The sequence below is a fragment of the Streptomyces sp. CB00455 genome (assembly GCF_001905445.1).
Taxonomy (GTDB): Bacteria; Actinomycetota; Actinomycetes; order Streptomycetales; family Streptomycetaceae; genus Streptomyces.
The window spans coordinates 649,956-672,980 of the sequence record NZ_LIVQ01000001.1 but is presented as its reverse complement, the minus strand read 5'-3'; the positions used below and the strand labels follow the sequence as shown (position 1 = coordinate 672,980).

General features: G+C 74.4%; 16 protein-coding genes. 12 read left to right on the top strand and 4 right to left on the bottom strand.

Annotation, left to right across the window (positions count from 1 at the left end; all coding sequences use genetic code 11):
- Positions 1-14: 14 nt before the first annotated feature.
- The 4 genes from galT (at position 15) to AMK16_RS03120 (ending at position 4,414) form a co-directional block, all read left to right on the top strand.
- On the top strand, positions 15-1,052 hold the full coding sequence (gene galT, locus AMK16_RS03135) for a galactose-1-phosphate uridylyltransferase (RefSeq protein ID WP_073908244.1): 1,038 nt from the start codon (positions 15-17) through the stop codon (positions 1,050-1,052).
- A complete protein-coding gene (galK, locus tag AMK16_RS03130; protein WP_073908241.1) occupies positions 1,049-2,206 on the top strand; it encodes a galactokinase in 1,158 nt (385 codons plus the stop codon). The genes galT and galK overlap by 4 nt, the downstream gene beginning before the upstream one ends.
- Positions 2,207-2,462: 256 nt before the next feature.
- Positions 2,463-3,413 (top strand): aldo/keto reductase, encoded by a 951-nt coding sequence (locus tag AMK16_RS03125; protein WP_073908238.1) that lies wholly within the window; start codon positions 2,463-2,465, stop codon positions 3,411-3,413.
- A 5-nt stretch (positions 3,414-3,418) separates the two neighbouring features.
- Positions 3,419-4,414: a D-2-hydroxyacid dehydrogenase family protein gene (locus AMK16_RS03120; RefSeq protein ID WP_073908235.1), complete on the top strand. Its 996-nt coding sequence runs from the start codon at positions 3,419-3,421 to the stop codon at positions 4,412-4,414.
- A 35-nt stretch (positions 4,415-4,449) separates the two neighbouring features.
- On the opposite strand, the gene AMK16_RS03115 is transcribed toward AMK16_RS03120, so the two are convergent.
- The gene (locus tag AMK16_RS03115) at positions 4,450-5,322 is read right to left on the bottom strand and encodes an ABC transporter permease (RefSeq protein ID WP_073908233.1); all 873 of its coding nucleotides are present in this window, start codon (positions 5,320-5,322) and stop codon (positions 4,450-4,452) included.
- Positions 5,319-8,057 (bottom strand): alpha/beta fold hydrolase, encoded by a 2,739-nt coding sequence (locus AMK16_RS03110; protein ID WP_073908230.1) that lies wholly within the window; start codon positions 8,055-8,057, stop codon positions 5,319-5,321. The genes AMK16_RS03115 and AMK16_RS03110 overlap by 4 nt, the downstream gene beginning before the upstream one ends.
- Before the next feature lie 207 nt (positions 8,058-8,264).
- On the opposite strand from AMK16_RS03110, the gene AMK16_RS03105 reads away from it, so the two are divergent.
- From AMK16_RS03105 to AMK16_RS03090, 5 genes are read left to right on the top strand one after another with little or no spacing between them, the layout of a single operon-like run.
- On the top strand, positions 8,265-9,812 hold the full coding sequence (locus AMK16_RS03105) for an ATP-dependent DNA ligase (protein WP_073908227.1): 1,548 nt from the start codon (positions 8,265-8,267) through the stop codon (positions 9,810-9,812).
- Between the two features lie 58 nt (positions 9,813-9,870).
- A complete protein-coding gene (locus AMK16_RS03100; protein WP_073908224.1) occupies positions 9,871-10,533 on the top strand; it encodes a helix-turn-helix domain-containing protein in 663 nt (220 codons plus the stop codon).
- Between the two features lie 22 nt (positions 10,534-10,555).
- The gene (locus AMK16_RS38480; protein WP_143196787.1) at positions 10,556-10,819 is read left to right on the top strand and encodes a DUF6126 family protein; all 264 of its coding nucleotides are present in this window, start codon (positions 10,556-10,558) and stop codon (positions 10,817-10,819) included.
- 56 nt (positions 10,820-10,875) lie between these two features.
- A complete protein-coding gene (locus AMK16_RS03095; RefSeq protein ID WP_073908221.1) occupies positions 10,876-11,958 on the top strand; it encodes an NAD(P)H-dependent amine dehydrogenase family protein in 1,083 nt (360 codons plus the stop codon).
- A complete protein-coding gene (locus tag AMK16_RS03090; RefSeq protein WP_073908218.1) occupies positions 11,955-12,434 on the top strand; it encodes a carboxymuconolactone decarboxylase family protein in 480 nt (159 codons plus the stop codon). The genes AMK16_RS03095 and AMK16_RS03090 overlap by 4 nt, the downstream gene beginning before the upstream one ends.
- Before the next feature lie 65 nt (positions 12,435-12,499).
- Here AMK16_RS03090 and AMK16_RS03085 read toward each other — a convergent pair whose 3' ends face one another.
- Positions 12,500-14,152, bottom strand: a complete 1,653-nt coding sequence (locus tag AMK16_RS03085; RefSeq protein ID WP_073908215.1) for a GMC oxidoreductase — start codon at positions 14,150-14,152, stop codon at positions 12,500-12,502.
- A gap of 287 nt (positions 14,153-14,439) precedes the next feature.
- Complete coding sequence (locus AMK16_RS03080) at positions 14,440-15,831, bottom strand: MFS transporter (protein WP_443333527.1); 1,392 nt, start codon at positions 15,829-15,831, stop codon at positions 14,440-14,442.
- A 368-nt stretch (positions 15,832-16,199) separates the two neighbouring features.
- On the opposite strand from AMK16_RS03080, the gene AMK16_RS38030 reads away from it, so the two are divergent.
- The 3 genes from AMK16_RS38030 (at position 16,200) to AMK16_RS03065 (ending at position 22,951) form a co-directional block, all read left to right on the top strand.
- Positions 16,200-19,763, top strand: a complete 3,564-nt coding sequence (locus AMK16_RS38030) for a S8 family serine peptidase (protein WP_073908212.1) — start codon at positions 16,200-16,202, stop codon at positions 19,761-19,763.
- Between the two features lie 124 nt (positions 19,764-19,887).
- Positions 19,888-20,937, top strand: coding sequence for a hypothetical protein (locus AMK16_RS03070; RefSeq protein WP_073908209.1), 1,050 nt, complete (start codon positions 19,888-19,890; stop codon positions 20,935-20,937).
- Between the two features lie 577 nt (positions 20,938-21,514).
- Positions 21,515-22,951, top strand: a complete 1,437-nt coding sequence (locus tag AMK16_RS03065; RefSeq protein WP_158071200.1) for a cytochrome P450 — start codon at positions 21,515-21,517, stop codon at positions 22,949-22,951.
- Positions 22,952-23,025: the final 74 nt, after the last annotated feature.

Sequence of the window (23,025 nt, the reverse complement as noted above, 5' to 3'; positions counted from 1 at the left end):
GAGAAGTTCCGCACGTGAAGCGCACGATCAGCCGTCTCGCCGACGGCCGCGAGATCCTCTACTACGACACCGGCGACGGTGCGGCCCGCGCATTCCCCGACACCCGGCCGCTCGACGCGTCGGCGACCACCTCCGAGGTACGGCGCGATCCGCTGCTCGGCGACCACGTGGTCATCGCCTCGCACCGGCAGGGCCGCACCTACCACCCGCCCGCCGACGCCTGCCCGCTGTGCCCCTCCACCGAAGGGCGGGCGAGCGAGATCCCGGCCCCCGACTACGAAGTGGCCGTCTTCGAGAACCGCTTCCCCTCCCTCGCCGGCGACTCCGGCCGCTGCGAGGTCATCTGCTTCACCCCCGACCACCTCACCTCCTTCGCCGAACTCGACGAGGAGCGCGCCGCGCTGGTGCTGGCCGCATGGACCGACCGCACCGCCGAACTCTCCGCCCGCGAGGGAACCCGGCAGGTCTACTGCTTCGAGAACCGGGGCGCCGAGATCGGCGTCACCCTGGCGCATCCGCACGGCCAGATCTACGCCTTCCCCTTCGTCACCCCCCGTACCACCCGGATGCTCGCCACCGTCGTCGCACACCGCGCCGCCACCGGCGGCAACCTCTTCGAAGAGGTGCTGGCCTCCGAACGGGCCGACGGCTCGCGCATCGTCCTGGAGGGCGAGCACTGGACCGCCTTCGTCCCCTACGCCGCCCGCTGGCCCTACGAGGTCCACCTCCACCCGCACGACCGCGTCGCCGACCTGCCCGCGCTGGGCGACGCCGCCCGCGCCGAGTTCCCCCGGATTTATCTGGAACTCCTGCGCCGCTTCGACCGCCTCTTCGGCCTGACCGGCCCCACCCCCTACATCTCCGCCTGGCACCAGGCCCCCGTCGGCGAGGGCCGCGAGGACTTCGCCCTGCACCTGGAGCTCTTCACCGTCCGGCGCACGGCCGACAAGCTCAAATACCTCGCCGGGACCGAGTCCGGTATGGAGGCCTACATGAACGACGTCCGGCCCGAGGACGCGGCCGCGCGGCTGCGTGAGGTGGCGACCCCGTGAGCCGGACGGCCCAGGAGTTCCACGAGCTGTACGGGTACCCGGCCGAGGGGGTCTGGGCGGCTCCAGGCCGGGTCAACCTGATCGGCGAGCACACCGACTACAACGACGGCTTCGTCCTGCCCTTCGCCCTGCCGCAGCGCACCGAAGTGGCCGCCGCCCGGCGCACCGACGGCACGATCGCGCTGCACTCCGACGGCGCCCCGTCCGGCGTGGTGACCCTCACCCTCGCCGAGCTCGGTCCCGGGCACCCTCCCCAGGGCCCGGACGGCTGGGCCGCCTACCCGGCCGGGGTCTTCTGGGCCCTTCGCGACGCCGGACTCCCGGTCGGCGGCGCCGACCTGCACATACGCTCCGACGTACCGGCCGGCGCCGGCCTGTCGTCCTCCGCCGCCCTGGAGGTGGCCACCGCCCTGGCCCTGGCCGACCTGTACGAACTGCCGCTCACCCGGCCCGAACTGGCGGCGTTCGCCCGACGCGCCGAGAACGCCTACGTCGGCGTCCCCTGCGGAGCCATGGACCAGATGGCCTCGGCGTGCGCCATCGAGGGGCACGCCCTGCGGCTCGACACCCGCAGCCTCGAACAGCGGCACATCCCCTTCGACTGCGCGTCGGCGGGTCTGAGCCTCCTGGTCATCGACACCCGCGTCAAGCACGCCCTGGGCGACGGTGCGTACGCCCGGCGCCTGGCCTCCTGCCACCAGGCGGCCGCCGCACTCGGCGTACGGGCCCTGCGCGACATCCCGTACGGCGAGCTGGAGCAGGCGCTGGCCCGCCTGGCCGACCCGGTCGGGCGCCGGCGTGTGCGGCACGTCGTCACCGAGAACGAACGCGTCCGGCGGATGGAGGAGCTGCTGGCAGCCGGGCGGCTGCGTGAGACGGGCCCGCTGCTCACCGAAGGACACCTCTCGCTGCGCGACGACTACGAGGTCTCCTGTCCCGAGCTGGACCTCGCGGTGGCCACGGCCGACGCGGCGGGCGCCCACGGGTCCCGGATGACGGGCGGCGGCTTCGGCGGCTCGGCCCTGGCACTCGTCGACGCGGACGCGCAGCAGGCGGTGGCGGACGCGGTGACGGAGGCGTTCCGCCGGGCGGGCCACACGCCCCCGCGCATCACGGCGGCGGCCCCCTCGGCCGGAGCCGCACGCCTGCGGTAGGACGCCGCCGCGGGCGGCCGGGCGGCCGGGCGGCCGGGCGGCCGGGCGGCCAGGCAGCCGGGGCGGGCGGGGCGGGCGGGGCGGGCGGGACCGGTGTCGTGCCGCGGGAACCGGCCGGGCGCGCCCGGCCGGTTCCCGCCGGCCACGGATGCCCGTCTCCCGGCCCGCCTAGACTGACCCAGCGGTCGATCATGTACCGGTTGCCCGACGAGTGCGACGAGTGCGACGAGTGCGACGAGTGTGGAGGACGAAACACATGCGCCATCTCCCCCTGGGCAGTTCAGGTCTTCGGGTGTCCGCCGTCGGACTCGGCTGCAACAACTTCGGCGGCCGCCTCGACGCCGCCGCCACCCGCGCCGTCGTCGACGCGGCCCTCGACGCGGGCATCACCCTCCTGGACACCGCCGACATCTACGGCGGCCTCGGCGGTTCCGAGGGCCACCTCGGCCAAGCCCTCAAGGGCCGCCGCGACCAGGTCGTCCTGGCCACCAAGTTCGGCTTCGCGGGCATGGACATGAAGTACGGGCCGGCCGCCGGCGCCCGCGGCGGCCGCGCCTACGTCCGGCGCGCCGTCGAGGAGTCCCTGCGCCGCCTCGGCACCGACCACATCGACCTCTACCAGCTGCACAGCCCCGACCCGGCCACCCCGCTCGCCGAGACCCTCGCGGCCCTCACCGAACTCGTCGCCGAGGGCAAGGTCCGCTACATCGGCCACTCCAACTTCACCGGCTGGCAGCTCGCCGAAGCCGCCCACACCGCCCGCGAGACCGGCGCGGTCCCCTTCGTGTCCTCGCAGAACGAATGGTCGCTCCTGCAGCGGTCGGCCGAGCGCGAGCTCGTCCCGGCGGCCCTGCACTACGGCGTCGGCGTCCTGCCGTACTTCCCGCTCGCCAACGGTCTCCTGACCGGCAAGATCCGCCGGGGCGCGCCCGTCCCGGCCGGCTCCCGCCTGGAGGGCCGCGACGGCTACCTGACCGCGGAACGGCTCGACGTGGTCGAGGCGCTGGCCGCCCTCGCCGAGAAGTACGGGCGCAGCGTGCTGGAACTCGCCATCGGCTGGCTCGTCGCCCAGCCCGGCTGCGCCTCCGTCATCGCGGGCGCCACCTCCCCCGAACAGGTACGCGCCAACGCGGCCGTCGCCGACCGCCCCCTGGAGGCCGAACTCCTCGCCGAGATCGACGCCATCGCCCCCGGGGTCCCGGCGTGACGGCCATGCCCGCCGAGAGCGGCCCTGCCGTGCCCGGGCGGCCGGTCCTGCGCTGCGCGCTCCTCGACGACTTCCAGGGCGTCGCCACCACCGCCGCCGACTGGTCGCCGCTGGCCGGCCGCGTGGAGGTGGTCGGCTTCCCGGACCACCTCGACGACGAGGACGTGCTGGCCGACCGGCTGGCCGGCTTCGACATCGTCGTGACCCTGCGCGAACGGGTCGCCTTTCCGGCCTCGCTCCTGGACCGGCTGCCACGCCTGCGCCTGCTCGTCGCCTCCGGCATGCGCAACTCGGTCATCGACCTCGCAGCCGCCCGCCGCCACGGCGTCACCGTCTGCGGGACCGCCAGCTCCTCCACCCCGCCTGTGGAACTGACCTGGGCCCTCCTGCTGGGCCTGGCGCGCGGCCTCGTCCGCGAGAACACCGCCCTGCGCGAAGGCGGCCCCTGGCAGCAGACCGTCGGCGCCGACCTCCACGGGCGGCGCCTCGGCCTGCTCGGCCTCGGCAAGATCGGCAGCCGGGTCGCCCGGGTCGCGCTCGCCTTCGGCATGGAGGTGACGGCCTGGAGCCCGAACCTCACCGCGGAGCGCGCCGACGAGGTGGGGGTGCAGCTCTCCCCGTCCAAGGAGGAGCTGCTGGCGAGCAGCGACTTCGTCTCCGTCCACCTCGCCCTCGGCGAGCGCAGCCGGGGCCTGGTCGGCGCCGCCGAGCTGGCCCTCATGCGGCCCACCGCCTACCTGGTCAACACCTCCCGGGCGGCGATCATCGACCAGCCGGCGCTCCTCGACGCACTGCACTCGGGCCGGATCGCGGGCGCGGGCATCGACGTGTTCGACAGCGAGCCGCTGCCCGCCGACCACCCCCTGCGCACCGCACCCCGGCTGCTGGCGACCCCCCACCTGGGCTACGTCACCCGGGCCAACTACGCCACGTACTACGGGCAGGCCGTCGAGGACATCCAGGCCTTCCTCGAGGGGTCACCCGTCCGCCTGCTGACCTGAGCCTCCCCGGGGCCTCCCGCTCGCACCGCGCTCCCTCAGGAGGTGATGTCCTTGCGGGAGAAGCCCCGGAAGGCGAGGGCGAACAGCACCAGCGCGTACGACACCGACACCGCCGCCCCCTTGACCATCCCGCCCCACTCCAGCTGCGGCTGCAGCGCGTCCGCCCACGCGAACTGCCAGTGCGCCGGCAGGAACTCGCGCCACGACCCGAGCGCGGTGACCGCGTCCAGCACGTTGCCGACGATGGTCAGCCCGACCGCGCCGCCCACCGCACCCAGCGGCGCGTCCGTCCGCGTCGACAGCCAGAACGCCAGACCGGCCGTCACCAGCTGCGACACGAAGACGAAGGCGACCGCCAGCGCGAGCCGCGCCGCGGTGTCCCCGGCCGCCAGCGCGCCTCCCGTCGGCAGCTTCAGCGGCCCCCAGCCGTACGCGGCCGTGCCCACCGCCAGCGCCACCACCGGCAGCAGCACCATCGCCGCCAGGCTGAAGCCGAGCGCCACCACCAGCTTGCTCCACAGCAGCCGCGCCCTCGGCACCGGTGAGGCCAGCAGGTAGCGCAGCGAGGACCAGCTCGCCTCCGAGGCCACGGTGTCACCGCAGAACAGCGCCACCGGCACCACCAGCAGGAAGCCCGCCGAGACGAACAGGCAGGTCGCGGCGAAGTTGGCGCCCGAGGCGGTGGCCGTGTCGATCAGCGTGATCCTGCCGTTGCCCCCGCCGGGCCCGTCCGGGCCGCCGCCCACCGCGAACGCGATGGCCATGATGAACGGCAGTGCGGCCAGTACCCCGCCCATCACCAGCGTCCGCCGCCGGCGCCACTGCCGCAGTGCTTCCACGCGCAGCGGCAGCGTACGGGCGGCCCGGTAGCCCGGGGCCACCTCCTGGACGATCTCCGCGGCGCTCATGCCGCACCTCCGATCAGGGTCAGGAAGGCGTCCTCCAGCCGGCGGTGGGGTCCCACTCCGGTCACCGGCACCTCCAGCCGCACGAGTTCGGCGATCAGCCCCGCCGCCGTCGCACCCTCCAGCCGTACCAGCAGCCCGTCATCGGCGGCCACCACCGAGCCCACCCCCTCCAGCGCCGCCACCTTCTCGACGACGACCGGTTCCACCGGCCCGGCCAGCGTCACCAGCAGCGTGTCCCCGCCACCGGTGATCTCCGCGACCGCCCCCGCCTGCACCAGCCTGCCGCGGTCCATGACCACCAGGTGCGTACAGGACTGCTCCACCTCCGACAGCAGGTGGCTGGAGACGATGACCGTCCGCCCGCCGGCCGCGTAGCGGATCATCACGTCGCGCATCTCCCGGATCTGCGGCGGGTCCAGACCGTTCGTCGGCTCGTCCAGGATCAGCAGGTCCGGCATCCCGAGCATGGCCTGCGCGATCGCGAGCCGCTGCCGCATGCCCTGCGAATAGGTGCGCACCGCGCGCTCCAGCGCGTCGCCGAGCCCGGCGATCTCCAGCGCCCGGGCCATGTGCGAGTCCCCGGCCGGGCGTCCGGTCGCCTGCCAGTACAGCTCCAGATTGGCGCGGCCCGTCAGGTGCGGCAGGAATCCCGCGCCCTCGACGAAGGCCCCGACCCGCGACAGCACCGGCGCCCCCGCCCGCACCACGTGCCCGAACACCCGGATCTCCCCGGCGTCCGGCGAGATCAGCCCCATCAGCATCCGCAGGGTGGTGGTCTTGCCGGCGCCGTTGGGCCCGAGCAGCCCCAGCACCTGCCCCTTCTCCACCCGGAAGGACAGGTCCCGCACCGCGTACCGGTCCTGGGCCTTCGCGTAGCGCTTCGTCAGGCCGGTGATCTCCAGCGGTACGCCGGCCGGTGCGGCCCCGGGCTGCGCCGCCCCGGCCGGCGTCCCCGCCGGCCCCCGCCCGGTGCGCCGGGTCCCGAGCAGCGCCGCGGCCAGCATCGCCGCGCCCAGCGGCAGCCCCCACGTCCAGGCGGGCAGTGCGGCCGAGGCGGTCCGCACCTCCGGGGCCACGGGGACGGCGAGCGGGCCCTGAGCCGAGACCGTGTACGCGGCCGGCGCGGCCGGGGTCGCGTAGCCGAGGTCCGTCGCCGCGACGACCAGCCGCAGCCGGTGTCCGGCCTCGACCTGGTGGTCGATCGCGGGAAGCCGCAGTTCGACGCTCGCGCCCTCCTGCGCGCCCTCCACCCGCACCGGCGCGACCAGCTGGCTCGGCAGCACCGCTTGGCGCCCGTCCGGTCCCACGTCGTACACCTTGCCGAAGAGCACGGCCGTACCGTCCGCGGCCGTCGACCGCACCTTCAGGGTGACGGTCGGCGCTCCCGTGATCCGCATGCCCTCGCTCAGCGGACGGGAATCGAAGCGGGCGTTCTGCCCGGGGAAGTCCAGCGAGATCCCGGCGCCGAAGGCCGCCAGCTGCCCGCCGATGCCCGGCAGCGAGGACAGCGCGGGGGGTGCGCCGCCCGCCGGGTTGGCGAAGGTCTGCTCGCGTCCGGTCAGGGGGAACCGCCGCGGGCCGGAGGCGAGCCCGGGGTAACGTTCGCCGCTCGCGCCGCGCAGCTTCACCTCCCCGTCGGTGGAGTCGATGCCGCCCGAGCGCGAGACGCGGAAGGCCGGACCGGTGTCCGCCCCCTCGTCGCCCTTCAGATAGCGGTCGAACCAGGCCGTCACCCGGGCCTCGACCCGGCCGGTCTCCCGCATCCCGCCGTCGTGGCCCCCGGCCGCCCAGTCGACGGAGACGGGAGCGCCGTTCGCCGCGACGGCCTTGGCCATGGCGTCGGCCTGGTCCAGGGGGAAGAGGGAGTCGTCCTGGCCCTGCACGATCAGGGCCGGCACCTTGATCCGGTCACCGACGGCCGACGGACTGCGCTGCTCCAGCAGGGCACGGGCCTGCGGGTCCGGCTTCCCGGCCACCGCGACCCGCTCGTACATGGAGCACAGCTCCGGCTGGAAGCGCCCGCAGCCGGGCGCGGCCAGCGGATCGGGCACCGCCTGCGGGCCCTGCGGGCCCTGCGGACCCTGCGGCGCGCCCTGCATCCCGCCGGTGGAGCCGGTGGTGAAGAAGACGCCCGCCCACAGTTTCTTGAAGACGTCGTTCGGGAAGAGCGAGTCGGCGAGGTTCCAGTAGGTGATCTGCGGGGCGATCGCGTCCACCCGCCGGTCGTGACCGGCGGCGAGCAGCGAGACGGCCCCGCCGTAGGAGGCTCCGGACACGCCGACACGCGGGTCGCCCGCCGCGTCGAGCCGCACCTCGGGCCTGGCGGCGAGCCAGTCGAGGAGCCGGGAGACGTCCTTGACCTCGTAGGCGGGGTCGTTCAGCCCGATCCGGCCGCCGGAACGGCCGAAGCCGCGCGCCGACCAGGTCATGACGGCGTACCCGTCGCGGGCCAGCCGTTCCGCCTGCGCGCGCACGTCGTCCTTGCTGCCGCCGAAACCGTGCGCGAGCAGCACGGCGGGACGTTTGCCTCCCTCACCCGCCCCGCCGCCGGAGGTGAAGTACGAGGTGTCGATCGCGGCGCCGGGCATGTCCAGCACCTGGTCCTCGCGGTGCACGGCCGGCGCGTCACCGGCCGGGGCGGCCGCCGCCCACGTGCCGGCCCCCGCGACGACGGCGAGCGCGGCCGCGCCGGCGAGCAGGCGGTCCCGGCGGCGTCCGGGCAGTCGGAGCTTCATAGGGGAACCCTAGACGCCGGGCGCCGCGCACCCGAGAGCCCGCAGGGGGATGTCCCCACCTTCCCGAGGAGTACGCGAGCCGTCCTCCATACCGCGCCCGCGGTACGCCGCCCCCGTGGACCGGTCCGCGCGGTGGTCGGGGCGCCCGCGGTGCGCTTCCCGACGGTCCGACCTGCGCCACGGGCTTCCCGGCGGCAGGATGGCCGCATGCTGCTCGCCGAAGTCGCCCGTGTGTCCCGGGAGGTCGCCGAGACCTCCGCCCGGTCCCGAAAGACCGCCCTGCTCGCGGAGCTCTTCGCCGCCGCGCCCCCCGAAGAGGCCGCGCTGGTGATCTCCTACCTGGCGGGGCGCCTTCCGCAGGGCCGGCCCGGCATCGGCTGGCGCACCCTCGGGCACGATGTGCAGCCGGCTGCGGACCCCACCCTGACCGTCCCGGCCGTGGACGCGGCAGTGACGGAGCTGGCGGCCGTCGCGGGCACCGGGTCGCAGGCCGAGCGCCGCCGGATCCTGACCGGCCTGCTGGGCGCGGCCACCGAGGGGGAGCAGCGGTTCCTGCGCAGCCTGCTGTCCGGGGAGGTGCGCCAGGGCGCGCTCGACGCGGTGGCCCTGGAGGGCGTCGCCGCGGCCGCCGGGGTGGCGGCCGCGGACCTGCGGCGGGCGGTGATGCTCGACGGGTCGCTGCCCCGGGTCGCGGCGGCCGTGCTGGCCCAGGGCGCCGGGGCGATCGGCGGCTTCACCCTCCGCGTCGGGCAGCCCGTACAGCCCATGCTGGCCGGCACCGCCAAGTCGCTCGCCGAGGCACTGGCCGCGGTCGGGCCCTGCGCGGTGGAGGAGAAGCTCGACGGGATCCGGGTGCAGGTGCACCGCGACGGCGACGAGGTGCGCGTCTACACCCGCTCCCTGGACGAGATCACCGACCGGCTGCCGGAGGTGACGGAGCTGGCCCGGGCGCTGCCGGGGGAGCGGTTCATCCTCGACGGGGAGGTCGTCGGCGTCGCCGCGGACGGGCGCCCGGTCCCCTTCCAGCAGATCGCGAGCCGTGTCGGCTCCCGCATCGACGTCGCGGCCGCCCGGCGGACGCTCCCGGTCGCCGTCCGCTTCTTCGACGTCCTCGCCGCCGGGCAGGACGTCCTGCTCGACCTTCCGGTCCGGGAGCGGTACGCGGCGCTGGCCGCCCTCGTCCCCGAGACCGCGCGCGTCCGCCGCCTCGTGGTCGGGGACCCGCTCGCCCAGGGCGCCGAGGCCGAGGAGTTCTGGGCGCAGACCCTGCGCCGCGGCCACGAGGGGGTGATGGTCAAGGGACTCGACTCCCCCTACGCGGCCGGGCGGCGCGGCAGGAACTGGCTGAAGGTGAAACCGGTGCACACCCTGGACCTGGTGGTCCTCGCCGCAGAGTGGGGCCACGGGCGGCGCACCGGACTGCTCTCCAACCTGCACCTGGCCGCCCGCGCCGCCGACGGCACCTACGCCATGCTGGGCAAGACCTTCAAGGGGCTCACCGACGAGATGCTGCGCTGGCAGACGCAGGCCCTGCGCGCGCTCGCCACCTCAGACGACGGCTTCACCGTCCGGGTGCGCCCCGAACTGGTGGTGGAGATCGCCTACGACGGACTCCAGCGTTCGCCGCGCTACCCGGCCGGGGTCGCCCTGCGCTTCGCGCGGGTGCTCAGGCACCGCCCGGACAAGACCGCGGGGCAGGCCGACACGGTGGAGACGGTGCTCGGTCAGGGCACCGTGCGGGAGGACACCGAGTGATTTTGCCTCAGAGGCAAAGCGCGTTGCCAGGAAGGTAAGTATCTGGCTCAATCGGAGCATGACACCCGGTCCTGCCACCGGCCCCGACGAGGCGGCCGGCCCCGAGGAGGCACCCGGCGGCGAGCTGGCCGCCGTAGCCCCGCAACTGCGTGAGCTGCGACGCCGCGCCGGGCTGACCCTGGAGGCCGCCGCCGCGCGGGCCGGGCTCTCGCCCGCCCACCTCTCCCGCCTGGAGACCGGGCGGCGCCAGCCGTCCCTGCCGCTGCTCCTGACCCTCGCCCGCACCTACGGCACGACCGTCTCCGAACTGCTCGGCGAGACACCCGCCGTCGCCGATCCCATCGTACGGGCCGGCGCCCCGGGCGCCCGCGAGGCCGACGGGTGGACGTACTGGCAGGCCGGCAGCTCCGGACGCGGAATGCAGGCGCTGCGGGTGCACGTCCCGCACGGCCGGGGGCAGGGCGAGCTGGTCCGCGTCCATCCGGGGGAGGAGTGGCTGTACGTGCTGAGCGGTCGGCTCCGGCTGCACCTCGGGGAGGGCGAGCACCTGCTGGAGCCGGGCGACAGCGCGCACTTCGACTCGCTCACCCCGCACCGGATCGCGGCCGCCGGACCCGGCGGATGCGACCTGCTGTTCGTCCACACCCTGCTGCAGAGCAGCCTCGCCGGGCTGTGCCTCGGCGCCGCTCCCTCCGCCCCCGCCCCCGCACGCCACCGTTAGCGCCAGCCGAGGAGCCCTACCCGTGTCACCTGCCTCTCACCCGACCCCGACCCCGACCCCGACCCCTTCCCCTTCCGCTTCCCCCGCGACGTCCCCGTCCCGGGCGGACGACGTGCCGCCGCAGGCCGAGCCGCTGCCGGAGCGGGCGCCGGTCTCCGTGCGGATGCGCATGGAGTCGAAGTTCCCCCGCGGTCTGGTGATCCGGCTGATCGCCTACTTGTTCGTGGGCCACCTCTTCGCGTTCTTCGTCTACCTCCTCTTCGTACTGGGCGGCCAGAACCAGTAACACCACCCGGGCGCTCGCCTCTGGAAACGTGCAGGTCCTGCCGCTACCCTCCGCGCATGATTCCCACGGTTGTCTGGGGCACCGGCAACGTCGGCCGCTTGGCCATCCGCGCCGTCGAGGCCCATCCCGAGCTGAAACTCTCCGCGGTCATCGTCCACGATCCAGCCAAGGTCGGCCGCGACGCGGGCGAACTGGGTCGGCTCGAACGCCCGTTGGGGGTCGCGGCCACCGATGACGTCGAAGCGGTACTGGCCGCCCGCCCCCGGGCCGTGGTGTACGCGGCCTCCGGGGACGTCCGGCCCGACGGCGCCCTCGCCGACATCACCCGGGCGATCCGCGCCGGCGCGGTGGTCGTCAGCCCCGCGCTGTACCCCCTGTACGACCACCGCGGCGCGCCCGCGGAGTTCCGCGACCCGGTGCTGTCCGCGGTGGCGGAGGGGGGCGGATCGCTCTTCGCCTCCGGCGTCGACCCGGGCTGGGGCAACGACGTGCTCCCCCTGCTGCTCAGCGGGCTCGGCACCACCATCGACGCCATCCGCTGCCAGGAGATCTTCGACTACTCCACCTACGACCAGCCGGACTCCGTCCGCCACCTCGTCGGCATGGGCCGGCCGATGGAGTACGAGCCGATGATGCTCATGCCCTCGGTCCCGACCATGGTGTGGGGCGGGCAGATACGCATGATGGCCCGCGCCCTCGGCGTCGAACTCGACGGGATCCGCGAGACGGTGGACCGGCGCGCGCTCGACACCACCGTGACCACCAGGACGATGGGCGTCTTCGACGCCGGCACCCAGGGAGCGATCCGGTTCGAGGTCCAGGGAATCGTCGAGGGCGAGCCCCGCATCGTCATCGAGCACGTCACCCGCATCCACGCCTCCTGCGCACCGGACTGGCCGGCGCCGCCCGACGGCGGCGACGGCGCGCACCGGGTCGTCATCGAGGGCCGTCCCCGCATCGAGGTCACCATCGAGGCCACGGACGAGGGCGAGAACCGCTCGGCGGGCGGCAACGCCACCGCCGTCGGGCGCCTGGTGGGCGCCATCGACTGGCTCGCCGGGGCGCCGCCCGGACTGTACGACGCGCTCGACGTCCCGCTCCGCCCCGCCATCGGCAGACTCGGAAGGAAACAGTCATGAGGATCGACATCCCCGAAGGCCGGCACCCGATCGAGTACGTATGGGGCGACATGGTTCCCGGCATCGGCACGGCCGCGGCCAACTTCTCCTTGTCGGTGTACGCCCACAGCACTCTCGGCCTGCGGGAGTTCGAGGCGGCGCGGCTGCGCGTCGCCCAGATCAACGGGTGCGTCTTCTGTCTGGACTGGCGTACCGAGCGGGAGGGGGAGAAGGTCGAGGAGGAGTTCTCCGGCGCGGTCACCGAGTGGCGCACCACGCAGGCGTTCGACGACCGCACCCGGCTGGCGGCGGAGTACGCCGAGCGGTACACCCTCGACCACCACGGTCTCGACGACGAATTCTGGGACCGGATGTCCGCGCACTACAGCCAGCTGGAGATCGTCGAACTGACGATGAGCATCGGGTCCTGGCTGGCCTTCGGACGGCTCAACCACGTGCTCGGCCTCGACAGCGTGTGCGTGCTGCCCGGTCACTGACACGGGTTCGGGGCCGCTCGGTGGATCCGACCGGCCCCGGCCCCGCCCCGTGCGACCGGGAGCGGCTACAGGTCGGTGGCGATGATCTTCTCGATGTTCCGCTCCGCGAGCGCCGTGATGGTGACGAACGGATTGACGCTGGTGTTGCCGGGGATGAGCGCACCGTCGATCACGTACAGGCCGGTGTAGCCGTGCAGGCGGCCGTAGTTGTCGGTGGCCTTGTCCAGCACCGCGCCGCCGAGCGGATGGTAGGTCAGGTGGTCGCCCCAGATCTTGTTCAGGCCGAAGAGGTCGGTCCGGTAGATGGTCCCCTCCTTCGAGTTGATCTTGTCGAAGATGGTCCTGGCCATGTCGATGGACGGCTGCTTCCACGCCGTCTGCCAGTCCAGGTCGACCTTGCCCGCCGCGGCGTTCCAGGTGAACCGGGCGCGGTGCGGGTTCTTTGTGATGGAGAGGTAGAAGGAGGCGTACGTCTCGATCCCCGTGGGAAGGGGGGCCACCTCGGCGAAGGCGCCGCCCGCGTCCCAGTTGTCGATGCCGCCGCAGGGGATCGCGGCCTGCACCTTGCCGGTCGGGTCCCACATGTGGTTGGCCCGGCCGCACATGACGTTGCCGTTGTCGCCCCAGCCCTGGCCGATCTCGGCGTTCAGGTTCGCCAGGGCGCCCGTGGCCTTCAGACGCACCAGCAGCTTGCTCGTGCCCACGCTGCCGGCCGCGAAGAACACCCTGGTCGCGGTGAGCGTCTTGGTCGCCGTGACATCGCCCGTGGTGGCCAGCTGCTCGATGCCGACGGTGTAGCCGCCGCCCGCGGCCGGGGCGACGGAGGTGACCCGGTGCAAGGGGGAGACGGTGACCCTGCCGGTGGCCCTGGCGGAGGCGAGGTAGGTCTTCTGCAGCGACTTCTTGCCGTAGTTGTTGCCGTAGAGGATCTCGCCGTCCACGGCCGACTTGGGGACGGTGCCCGCCGCTTCCCTCTTCATGTAGTCCCAGTCGTACACGTCCGGGACGAAGACGAAGGGGAAGCCGGAGCGCTGGGCGTGCTTGCGGCCCACACGGGCGAACTGGTAGCAGTCGACGGTGTCGAACCAGGCGGGGTCGACGAGCCCCACCCCGAGGCCGGCGTTGGCCCGGGGGTAGTAGGTGTCGTACATCTCGCCGGCGTCCACCGACGGGAGGATGGCGCCGAAGTTCTGCCGCCTGGGGGTGACGGCCATGCCGCCGTTGACGAGCGAGCCGCCGCCGACGCCGCGGCCCTGGTAGACGATGATCCCGCCCATCTCCTCGGCGTCCAGGATGCCGGTGTACCGGGGGACGTCCTTGTCGATCGGGAAGCCGAGGAAGTTGCTGAGCGGCGCCTTGGTCCTGGTGCGCAGCCAGTAGGAGCGGTAGTCCGGCCTGGTGGTGTTGGCGAAGATCTTTCCGTCGCTGCCGGGGGCGTCCCAGGCCATGCCCATCTCGACCATCTGCACGTCGACACCGGCCTGGGCCAGGCGCAGGGCGGCGACGCAGCCGCCGTAGCCGGTGCCGATCACCAGGACCGGGACGCGGGCGCCGTCCTCGACCACGGCGGTGCCGGCCGTGGTGGCGGCCCGCGCGGACGGGGTGGAGGTCATGTGAGCGGAGAGGGCCGCCGCCCCGAGAAGAGAACCTGTTCTCGCAAGGAATCCGCGACGGGATGATCCGGGGGAACCGTTGCCGGGCACGCCATTGTCACTCATGTGACGTTCCTCACTCTCGGCTGAATGAGAACGAGTTCTACTGCTGCGCACGTGTGAAGTCACTACATACGGCGAGGTAACTTCGTGACTTCAAGCCGGTCGCGCAACAGGGCCGGCGGCGCCGCCGAGGGTGTGTCCCGCCCAGGACCAGCAGCGAAGCGACCGCCGCGCAGGCGCACCGGGCGCAGGCGAATTCCAGCCGCCCGGAGCGCCGTGCGGACCGCACCTTGAACCGCGACGACCGGCCGCCCGTCCGGCCCCGCTGGCCCCCTCGCATCCGGCAGGGCTCAGCGCTCCGCCGCGCCGGGGGACTCCAGCGGCGGAGCGGTCACCGCGCACTGGGTGCGGCACTGCGGGTGCGGCGCTCCGGGTGCCGGAGTCCGTACGGTCGCCCAGGCCAGGGTCGCGCCCGCCACGAGCACCCCCGCGCACCAGGGCATGGCCCGGCCGAAGGCGGCGTCGAACTCGACGGGCGACAGGTACGCCTCGGGCCCCATCCCGGACAGCAGCGGCAGCGCCGCCACCGCGAGCAGTCCGGCCACGCGCGCCGCCGCGTTGTTGATCCCGCTGGCCAGCCCCGCCCGGCCCGGATCCACCGACGCCAGTACGGCCGAGGTCAGCGGCGCCACCAAAGTGACCATCCCCGCCCCCATCACCAGGAGCGCGGGCAGCACGTCCGCCACGTACGAGGCATCCGGCCCCACCCGCAGCATCAGCAGCATCCCGGCCGCGCACAGCAGCGGCCCCACGGTCAGCGGGATCCGCGGCCCGATGCGCTCTGCGAGCTCCCCCGAGCGGGCGGAGAGAAGCAGCATCAGCGCGGTCGTCGGGAGCAGCGCCGCCCCGGCGGCCAGCGCCGAGTAGCCGGCGACCACCTGGAGCTGGAGGACGACCAGGAAGAAGAAGCCGCCGAACGCCGCGTACACGCACAGGGTCACCAGGTTGACGGCGGTGAACTGCCGGGAGGCGAAGATCTCCGGCGGCACCATCGGATGGGCCCGCCGCCGCTCGACGCACACGAACGCCACCGCCAGCAGGACACCACCCACCGCGGAGGCGATCACCAGCGGGCTGCCGGAGCGGGCCTCGATCAGCGCGTAGGTGACCAGCGCCAGCGCCCCCGCGGCCAGGACCGCACCGGCCACGTCGAAGCGGCCGTGCGCGTGCGGATCGCGCGACTCCGGCACGTGGCGCAGGGCCACCGGCACGCACAGCGCGGCGACCGGCACGTTCAGCAGGAACACCCAGCGCCAGCCGGGGCCGTCCACGAGCCAGCCGCCGAGGAAGGGCCCGACGGCCGCGCCGACCCCGCCCAGCCCCGACCACAGGCCCACGGCCCTGCCCCGGTCACCGGGCCGGATCGAGCCCTGGATCAGCGCCAGAGAGCCGGGGGTGAGCAGCGCTCCGCCGACGCCCTGCAGGGCGCGGGAGGCCACCAGTACCCCGGCGTTCGGCGCGAGGCCGCACAGCAGGGAGCCCACCGCGAACCACACCACGCCGAGCACGAAGACGCGGCGCCTGCCGAAGCGGTCGCCGAGCGCGCCGCCGACGAGGATCAGTCCGGCCAGCGTCAGCAGGTAGGCGTTCACCGTCCACTGGAGAACCGCCATGTCGGCGTCGAGGTCCCGGCCGATGCGCGGGAGGGCGACATTGACCACCGTCGAGTCCAGCAGCGCCATGCCCGACCCCAGCACGGTGGCCAGCAGGATCCAGCGGCCCCGCGCGGAGGCGATCGGTACTTCGGGCCGGGCTCCCGGCGTCGGCCCAGGCGTCGGCCCCCGCGTCGGCCCCGGCCCCGGCTCCGGCGCTGGTCCGTGCGGTTGGGACGCCGGTTCGTGCGGTTCGGGCGGTTCGGCGGGCGCGGTCATGACTTCAGGCTGGACCGCGCGGCCGGGAAGGGCCACCGGGGGCCCGGGGGCGGCCGGCGGAGCGGGTGCGGCTCATAAGGCCCTCTTGTAATGGACATGGCACTGAATCACCATGACCCGCGCACGTCGCGCACATCCTTCCCGCACAGCCTGCACACGGCGCAACGAGGAGACCACACGTGGCCCGACGCACCATACGACCCTTACGCACGGCGCTCGCCGCCCTCACCTCCGTCCTGCTCCTCCCGCTCGGGGCGGGCGTCGCCGCGGCCGCACCGGACCCCGGCCCCACCCCCACCGCGGCCGAACGCAAGATCGAGCCCAAGCTCCGCGCCCAGCTCGACGACTCGGCCAAGGCCGTCTTCTGGGTCTACCTCGACAGCGCCGCCGACCTCAGCGCCGCGGGCAGGCAGCGCACCCGCGCGGCCAAGGCCGGTACGGTGCTCAAGGCCAAGCAGGACCACGCCGCGCGCAGCCAGGCCGAAGTGGTCAAGGCCCTGCAGGGTGCCGGCGCCGACTACACCTCGTACTGGATCGTGAACGCCGTCCGCGTCGTCGGCAGCCAAAAACTCGCCGGCACACTCGCGCAGCGCCCCGAGGTGTCCAGGATCGACGCCGACGACAAGGTCGAGCTCCCCAAGCCCGCCGAGGGCAAGCGCGAACAAGCAGCGGCCGACGCCGTCGAGTGGAACATCGACCGCATCAAGGCCCCCCAGGTCTGGGAACAGGCCGGCGTGCGCGGCGAGGGCATCGTCGTCGCCAACATCGACAGCGGCGTGGACTACACCCACCCGGCCGTCAACAACCAGTACCGCGGCAAGAACGCGGACGGTTCCTACCACCACGACTACAACTGGTTCGATCCGGCCGGCGTCTGCCCCACCGCCGCCCCCTGCGACAACAACGACCACGGCACCCACACCATGGGCACCATGGTCGGCGACGACGGCGGAGCCAACAAGATCGGCGTCGCACCGGGCGCCACGTGGATCGCCGCCAAGGGCTGCGAGACCAACTCCTGCTCCGAAGCCTCGCTGCTCGCCTCCGGCCAGTGGATCGTCGCCCCGACCGACCTCGCCGGCCACGACCCCCGCCCCGACCTCGCCCCGCACATCGTGAACAACTCCTGGGGCAGCTCCACGCACGACGACTGGTACCGGCAGATCGTCGACACCTGGCGGGCCGCCGGCATCTTCCCGGCCTTCTCCAACGGCAACTCCGGACCGGGCTGCGCCACCAGCGGCTCCCCAGGGGACTACGCCGCCTCCTACAGCTCCGGCGCCTTCGACATCGACAACGCCGTCGCGTCCTTCTCCTCGCGCGGAGCGGGCCCCGGCGGCATCATCAAGCCGAACATCGCCGCCCCGGGCGTCAACGTGCGCTCCTCCGTCCCCGGCGGCGGGTACGAGGCGTTCTCCGGCACCTCCATGGCCTCACCGCACACCGCGGCCACCGTCGCCCTGCTCTGGTCCGCCGCACCCGCCCTCGAAGGCGACATCACGCAGACGGAGTCGCTCCTCGACGGTACCGCCCAGGACACCGACAGCGGCCAGTGCGGCGGCAGCGCCGCCGACAACAACGTCTTCGGCGAGGGCAGGCTCGACGCCCTCGCCGCCGTGAACGCAGCCCCGCGCGGCGCCATCGGCGCCCTCGCCGGAACCGTTCGCTCCGCCGGTGGCGAGCCCGTCGCGGGAGCCAAGGTCACCGCGGACGGCCCCATCGACCGCACGGCGACCACCGCGGCCGACGGCAGCTACCGCTTCGCCTCCCTCTCCGTCGGCGACTACACCCTGAGCGCCGCCAAGTTCGGCTACGGGCAGCAGACCGCGACCGTGGCGGTCACCGAGAACGCCACCGCCACCGGCGACTTCACCCTCGCCCAGGCCCCCTCCGGCAAGCTCACCGGCACCGTCTCCTCCGCCGCCGGACCCGCGGCGGGCGCCTCCGTCACCATCGCGGACACCCCGGTGACCGCGACCACCGACGCACAGGGCCGCTTCGAGGTCACCCTCCCGCACGGCACCTACGACGTGCAGGCCACCCACTCCTCCCGCTGCCTCACCGGCGCGACCGCCAGGGCGACCGTCGCCGGCGACACCACCGTCACGGTGAACCTGCCCGAGCGCACCGACGCCTACGGCTACGCCTGCGCCACCGGGAGCGACCGCCCCTACGCCCCCGGCAGCGGCCGGCTCGCCCTCACCGGCGACAACACCACCGAGCGCGTCGACCTCCCCTTCCCGCTGCCGCTGTACGGCAAGACGTACGGCCAGGCATGGATCGGGACCAACGGCACCGTCAGCTTCGGCGGCAACAACACCGGTGACATCAACGGGGACATCCCGAGCACGGCCACCCCGAACGCGGCCCTCTACCCCTTCTGGGACGATCTCGTCGTCGGCGCCGCGGGCAGCGGGTCCGGCGTCTTCACGGCCGTCACCGGCACCGCCCCGCACCGCAGCTACGTGATCGAGTGGCGCCAGGTGGCCCACTGGTCCGCACAGGCCGACACGTTCTCCTTCTCGGCGGCCATCGGCGAGGACGGCACCGTCACCTACACCTACAAGGGGACGGGCGGCACCGGCATCAAGGGCGGCTCCACGGCCACCATCGGCGTGGAGAACGCCGCCGGCACCGACGCCTTCAGGTACTCCTTCAACACCCCCGTCCTCACGGACGGCCAGTCCATCGCCTTCCGTACGACCAGGAGCGGCGTGGTGGCGGGCCGCGTGCTCGACGCCAACGACGGCAACGGCGTCGCCGGCGCCACCGTGACCGTCGGCACCGGCGACACCGCGGTCTCGGCGACCACCGCAGCCGACGGCGGATACGTGGTCCAGAGCCCCTCCGGCTCCAGGCCCCTCTCCCTCTCCGCGCCGCAGTACGAGCCCGCGCAGACCACCGTCGACGTCAAGGCCGCCGACGTGTCCGCCGTGACGCAGTCGCTGCGCACCGGCAGGGTGACGCTCTCCAGGCCCGCCGTCGAGGTGGTCCTGCCGGCCGGCCAGAAGCGGAACCGGACCCTGGAGCTGACCAACCCCGGCCTGGGCACGGCCTTCACCGTGACCGAGGACGCGGCCTGGCTGACCGCCACCCCCGCCACCGGAAACCTCCCGACCGGCGCCACGACAGCGCTCACCCTCGCGGTGGACACGGCCGGTCTGACCCCGGGCGCAGTGCTGAGCGCCGACCTGAAGATCACCTCGGCGAGCGGCCGGAGCCCCGTCCTGACCGTCCCCGTCAAGGTGGTCGTCCCCCGCTACCAGGTCGCCCTGGACGCGGGATCCGCCTCCGCGGCCACCGACGCCCTGGGCGACGCGTGGTCACCGGACCGCAAGTACACGGCGGGCTCGTACGGCTACCAGGGCAACTCCTCCGTGCAGTCCACCGGCCGCACCATCGCCGGCACGGACGACCAGCGGCTCTTGCGGAGCGCGCGCGAGGGCATGTACGAGTACCGCTTCGACAACGTGCCGAACGGGACCTACACCGTCGAACTCGGCTTCGCGGAGCTCTCCTCCACCAAGCCGAACAAGCGCGTCTTCGACGTCCTGGCCGAGGGCGCGCAGGTCCTGCCCTCGCTGGACGTCTCCCTGGAGGCAGGCACGTACACGGCCCTGACCCGGAGCTACACGGTCACGGTGACGGACGGGGTGCTGAACGTCCGCTTCGTCACGCACAGCGGATTCGGCAAGCCCCTGCTCAACACCCTGCGGGTGACCGACCGCCCCGACCGGGGCTGACGACCCGGTCCGCGGGGGCGGGGCGCACGGAGCGTCCCGCCCCCGCGGCGCATTCGGGTGGGCGGCCCCGACGTGGCCCCGGCGCTCCCCTCCAGCCGCCCCCGGCTCGTTAACGTGAGGAACCATGACGCTCCTGAGCGACCAGGCCGACGACATCCGGGCCCTCGTGGGCTCCACCGACCCCGGGGCGGTCTGGGCCGTCGGCGGCCCGGAGGGCATCCAGGCACGATCACACCCCGGGGGCGGCGGGGGCGCCGGAGCCACCAGGGTCGCCGGGGGCGCGGGGGGCGCCGTGGGTGCCGGGTGTCCGGAGAGCGGTGCGGACGCCGTGCACGACGTCGGCGCCCTGGGGGCCGTCCTCGCGCTGTGGCCCGCCATCGGGAATCTCGTGGAGGAAGGCGCCCTGCGGCTGCACACCCCGCTCGCCGCCTACGGGGAGGAGGCCGCCGCCGGCACCCCCGCCGGCGCCACCGCCCACCACCTGCTGACCCGCTCCGACGGCGCGGACGCCCTCACCCGTCTCGCCGAGCACCTCTCCGGTTGCCCCCTGGCCGAACTCGCCACCACCCGGGTCTGGCACCCCCTCGGCATGACGGGCACCCGGTTCGCCGACGGCACCCTGCACGCGCCCCTCGGCGACCTCGTCCTCTTCCTGCGCCACCTCCTGCGCACGGCGGCCCCGGAGGGGGCGACACCCCCGACGGGCCCCGCCCCGGAGGGCCTGCCGGTACCGGCTGCCCCGGCGGGCCCGGTGAGCCCGGCTGCTCCGGTCGGGAGCCCGGCTGCTCCGGTCGGTCCGCTGGGCTCGGCTGTCCCGGCTGTCCCGGTGGGTTCGGCAGGCCCGGTGGATGGTGGGGGACCGGCCCTGCTGCTTGCGCAGGGTCCGGCGGCAGCGGCAGCGGCAGCGGCAGGGCCGGTCGTCCCGACCGGGATCACCCGCGCCTGGACCACCGAGTCCCTGCGCATCCGCACGGGGGAGCTGATCCCCGCCCGCGGCCTCCTGTGGCATCCGGCCCCGTACGGAGTCTGGGCCCACTCCGCGCCGGCTCCGGGCGGACCGGCCCTGTGGGTGTCCCCGCGCCACCGCCGCTGGGCGGTGCTGCTGCCGACGGCCGGTTCCGCCCGGTTGCGCACGGCTTTCCGCGACGCAGCCTTCGCACCGAGCCCGCACTGAGGGGTGTCCCACGGGTGGCCGCAGGGCCCCCGGCACTCGGAGCGCGGAGCCGACCGTAGCCACGTACGGTGAAGCCGATGTCACCGACCGTTGGTCCCGGCTGGGCGGAGGTACACGGATGCGTACGGTCCATGCGGCCGCCCTCGACGGGTTCAGGGCACGGGTACGTGCCCTCGCGCTGCGGTACGGACTGCCGGTGCGGTCCTGGCCCGGCGGTACCCGGGGCACGGACAACGCGAGCGGCACCCGGACCCGGCACGGGACCGGCACCGAGGACGGGCCCGGGAGCGGGCGCGGGGCGCCTGCCGGGACCCGCACGGACACCGGGGCGGGGAACGGGGCCGGTACCGAGGACCTTGCCGCGATCCGGCCCGGGAGCGGGACTGGCGCCGGACCCGGGACCAGGACCAGGACCGAGGACGCGATCCCCACTGGGCCCGGGAACTGGACCGAGGACGGGGCCGGCACCGGGAACGGGGCCGGCACCGGCTTGAGGGACGGCGCCGGGGGCGGGACCGCTCGGCGCCGTGGGGCCGGGACGGGTGCTGAGGGGGGCGGTCGGGCGCCCCGGGGCGAGATGCCGCTCGCGGGCCGCGGGCCGGCCGTGCCGGGCCTCGGCGCGGAAGCCGCCGACCGGCGGACATCCGTAAAGTCGTCGTCCTTTCCGGCGTCCGCCGCTGCCGTCACCGCCACCGCCGCCACGCTCGTCCGGGGCCTGGTCCCCGCACGGCCGCGACCCGGCGCCGTCCGCACCTCCGCCGCCGCACTGCGCGCCCTGCGCGCCCGTCACGGTGACGCGCCCGTCCTGGTGCGCGCCCGATCCGGCCGCACCGTCCTCGTCCTGCTCGCCCCCGCGGACATCGACCGCTTCTACGCCGAACCCGTCGGCGTCCTCGCCGACGATCCGCCCCCCGGCACGACCGGCCTCGGCTGCCCCCACGGCGGAAGCGGCCCGGAGCAGCGCCGGACCGGCGCCGAGGCGCTGGCCGCGGCCGTCCCCGCGCGCCCCTCGTGCGCGCCGTTCCTGACGGCCGTCGCCGAAGAGGCCCGCCACCTGACCGCCTCCGCCTCCGCCTCCGGCACCCTCGAACTCGCCCGCGTCCGGCACGCGATGGGCCGCGCCGCCCGCCGCATCGTGCTCGGCGACGCGGCCGCCGCCGACGAGGAACTCGCCGGCCGGATCGGGCAGAACAGTGCCAGAAGCTCGGCCCGCGCCGCCCGCCGCATCAGGGAATACGTCCGGCAGGCCGACCCGCACACCCTCATCGGGCAGGCCTTCCGCCACACCGGCCCGGCCGACCCCCTCGGCGCCTGCGCTCCCTTCGACGCCTCGGATGTCCTGCTGGCCGCGGACCCCTTCGGGGCCCGTGGCGCCCCCGGTATGCAGGACCGGCTCGACGGCCGGGGTCCCGCGCCTGGCCTCGCGGGTTCCGCCGGCGTCCCGGATCCCGTGGGCCAGGCCCAGCGGTGGCTCCTGGCCATGGACTCGCTGCCCGCCACCCTCCTGCGCACCCTGCTCCTGCTCGGCGCGCACCCCGCCGAACAGCACGCGGCCGCCGCCGAAGCGGCCGGGCAGGGCGCCCGGGGTGACCTGCCCCGGCTGTGGGCCTGCGTGCGCGAGACCCTGCGCCTGTACCCGGTGGTGCCCGACCTGATCCGGCTCACCCGCACGGAGACCGAGTGGCGGGGCGTGCGCTACCCGGCGGGCACCGCCGTACTGCTGCCCGCCGCGTTCCACCAGCGGGACCCCGAACGGGTACCGGCCGCGGACGTGTTCGTGCCGCAACGGTGGAAGAATCCCGGCGCGGACCAGGACATCCGGATGGCGCCCTTCGGACACGGCCCCGGCCGCTGCCCGGGGGACCGGCTGGGGCTGCTTCTGACGGCCGCGTTCTGCGCCGAGGTGCTGCGGGGCCACCGAATCTCCGGTACCCGGCCCGTCCTGGACCCGGTCGGACCACTGCCCGCCGAGCTCGACCCGCACGGGATCCGGCTCACCCTCACCCGCCGCTGACGCTTCACCTCCCCGTGGCGCACGAGTCGCCCGCATCCGACGCCTCGCCCGACGCCTCGACCGCCCCGTCTGTT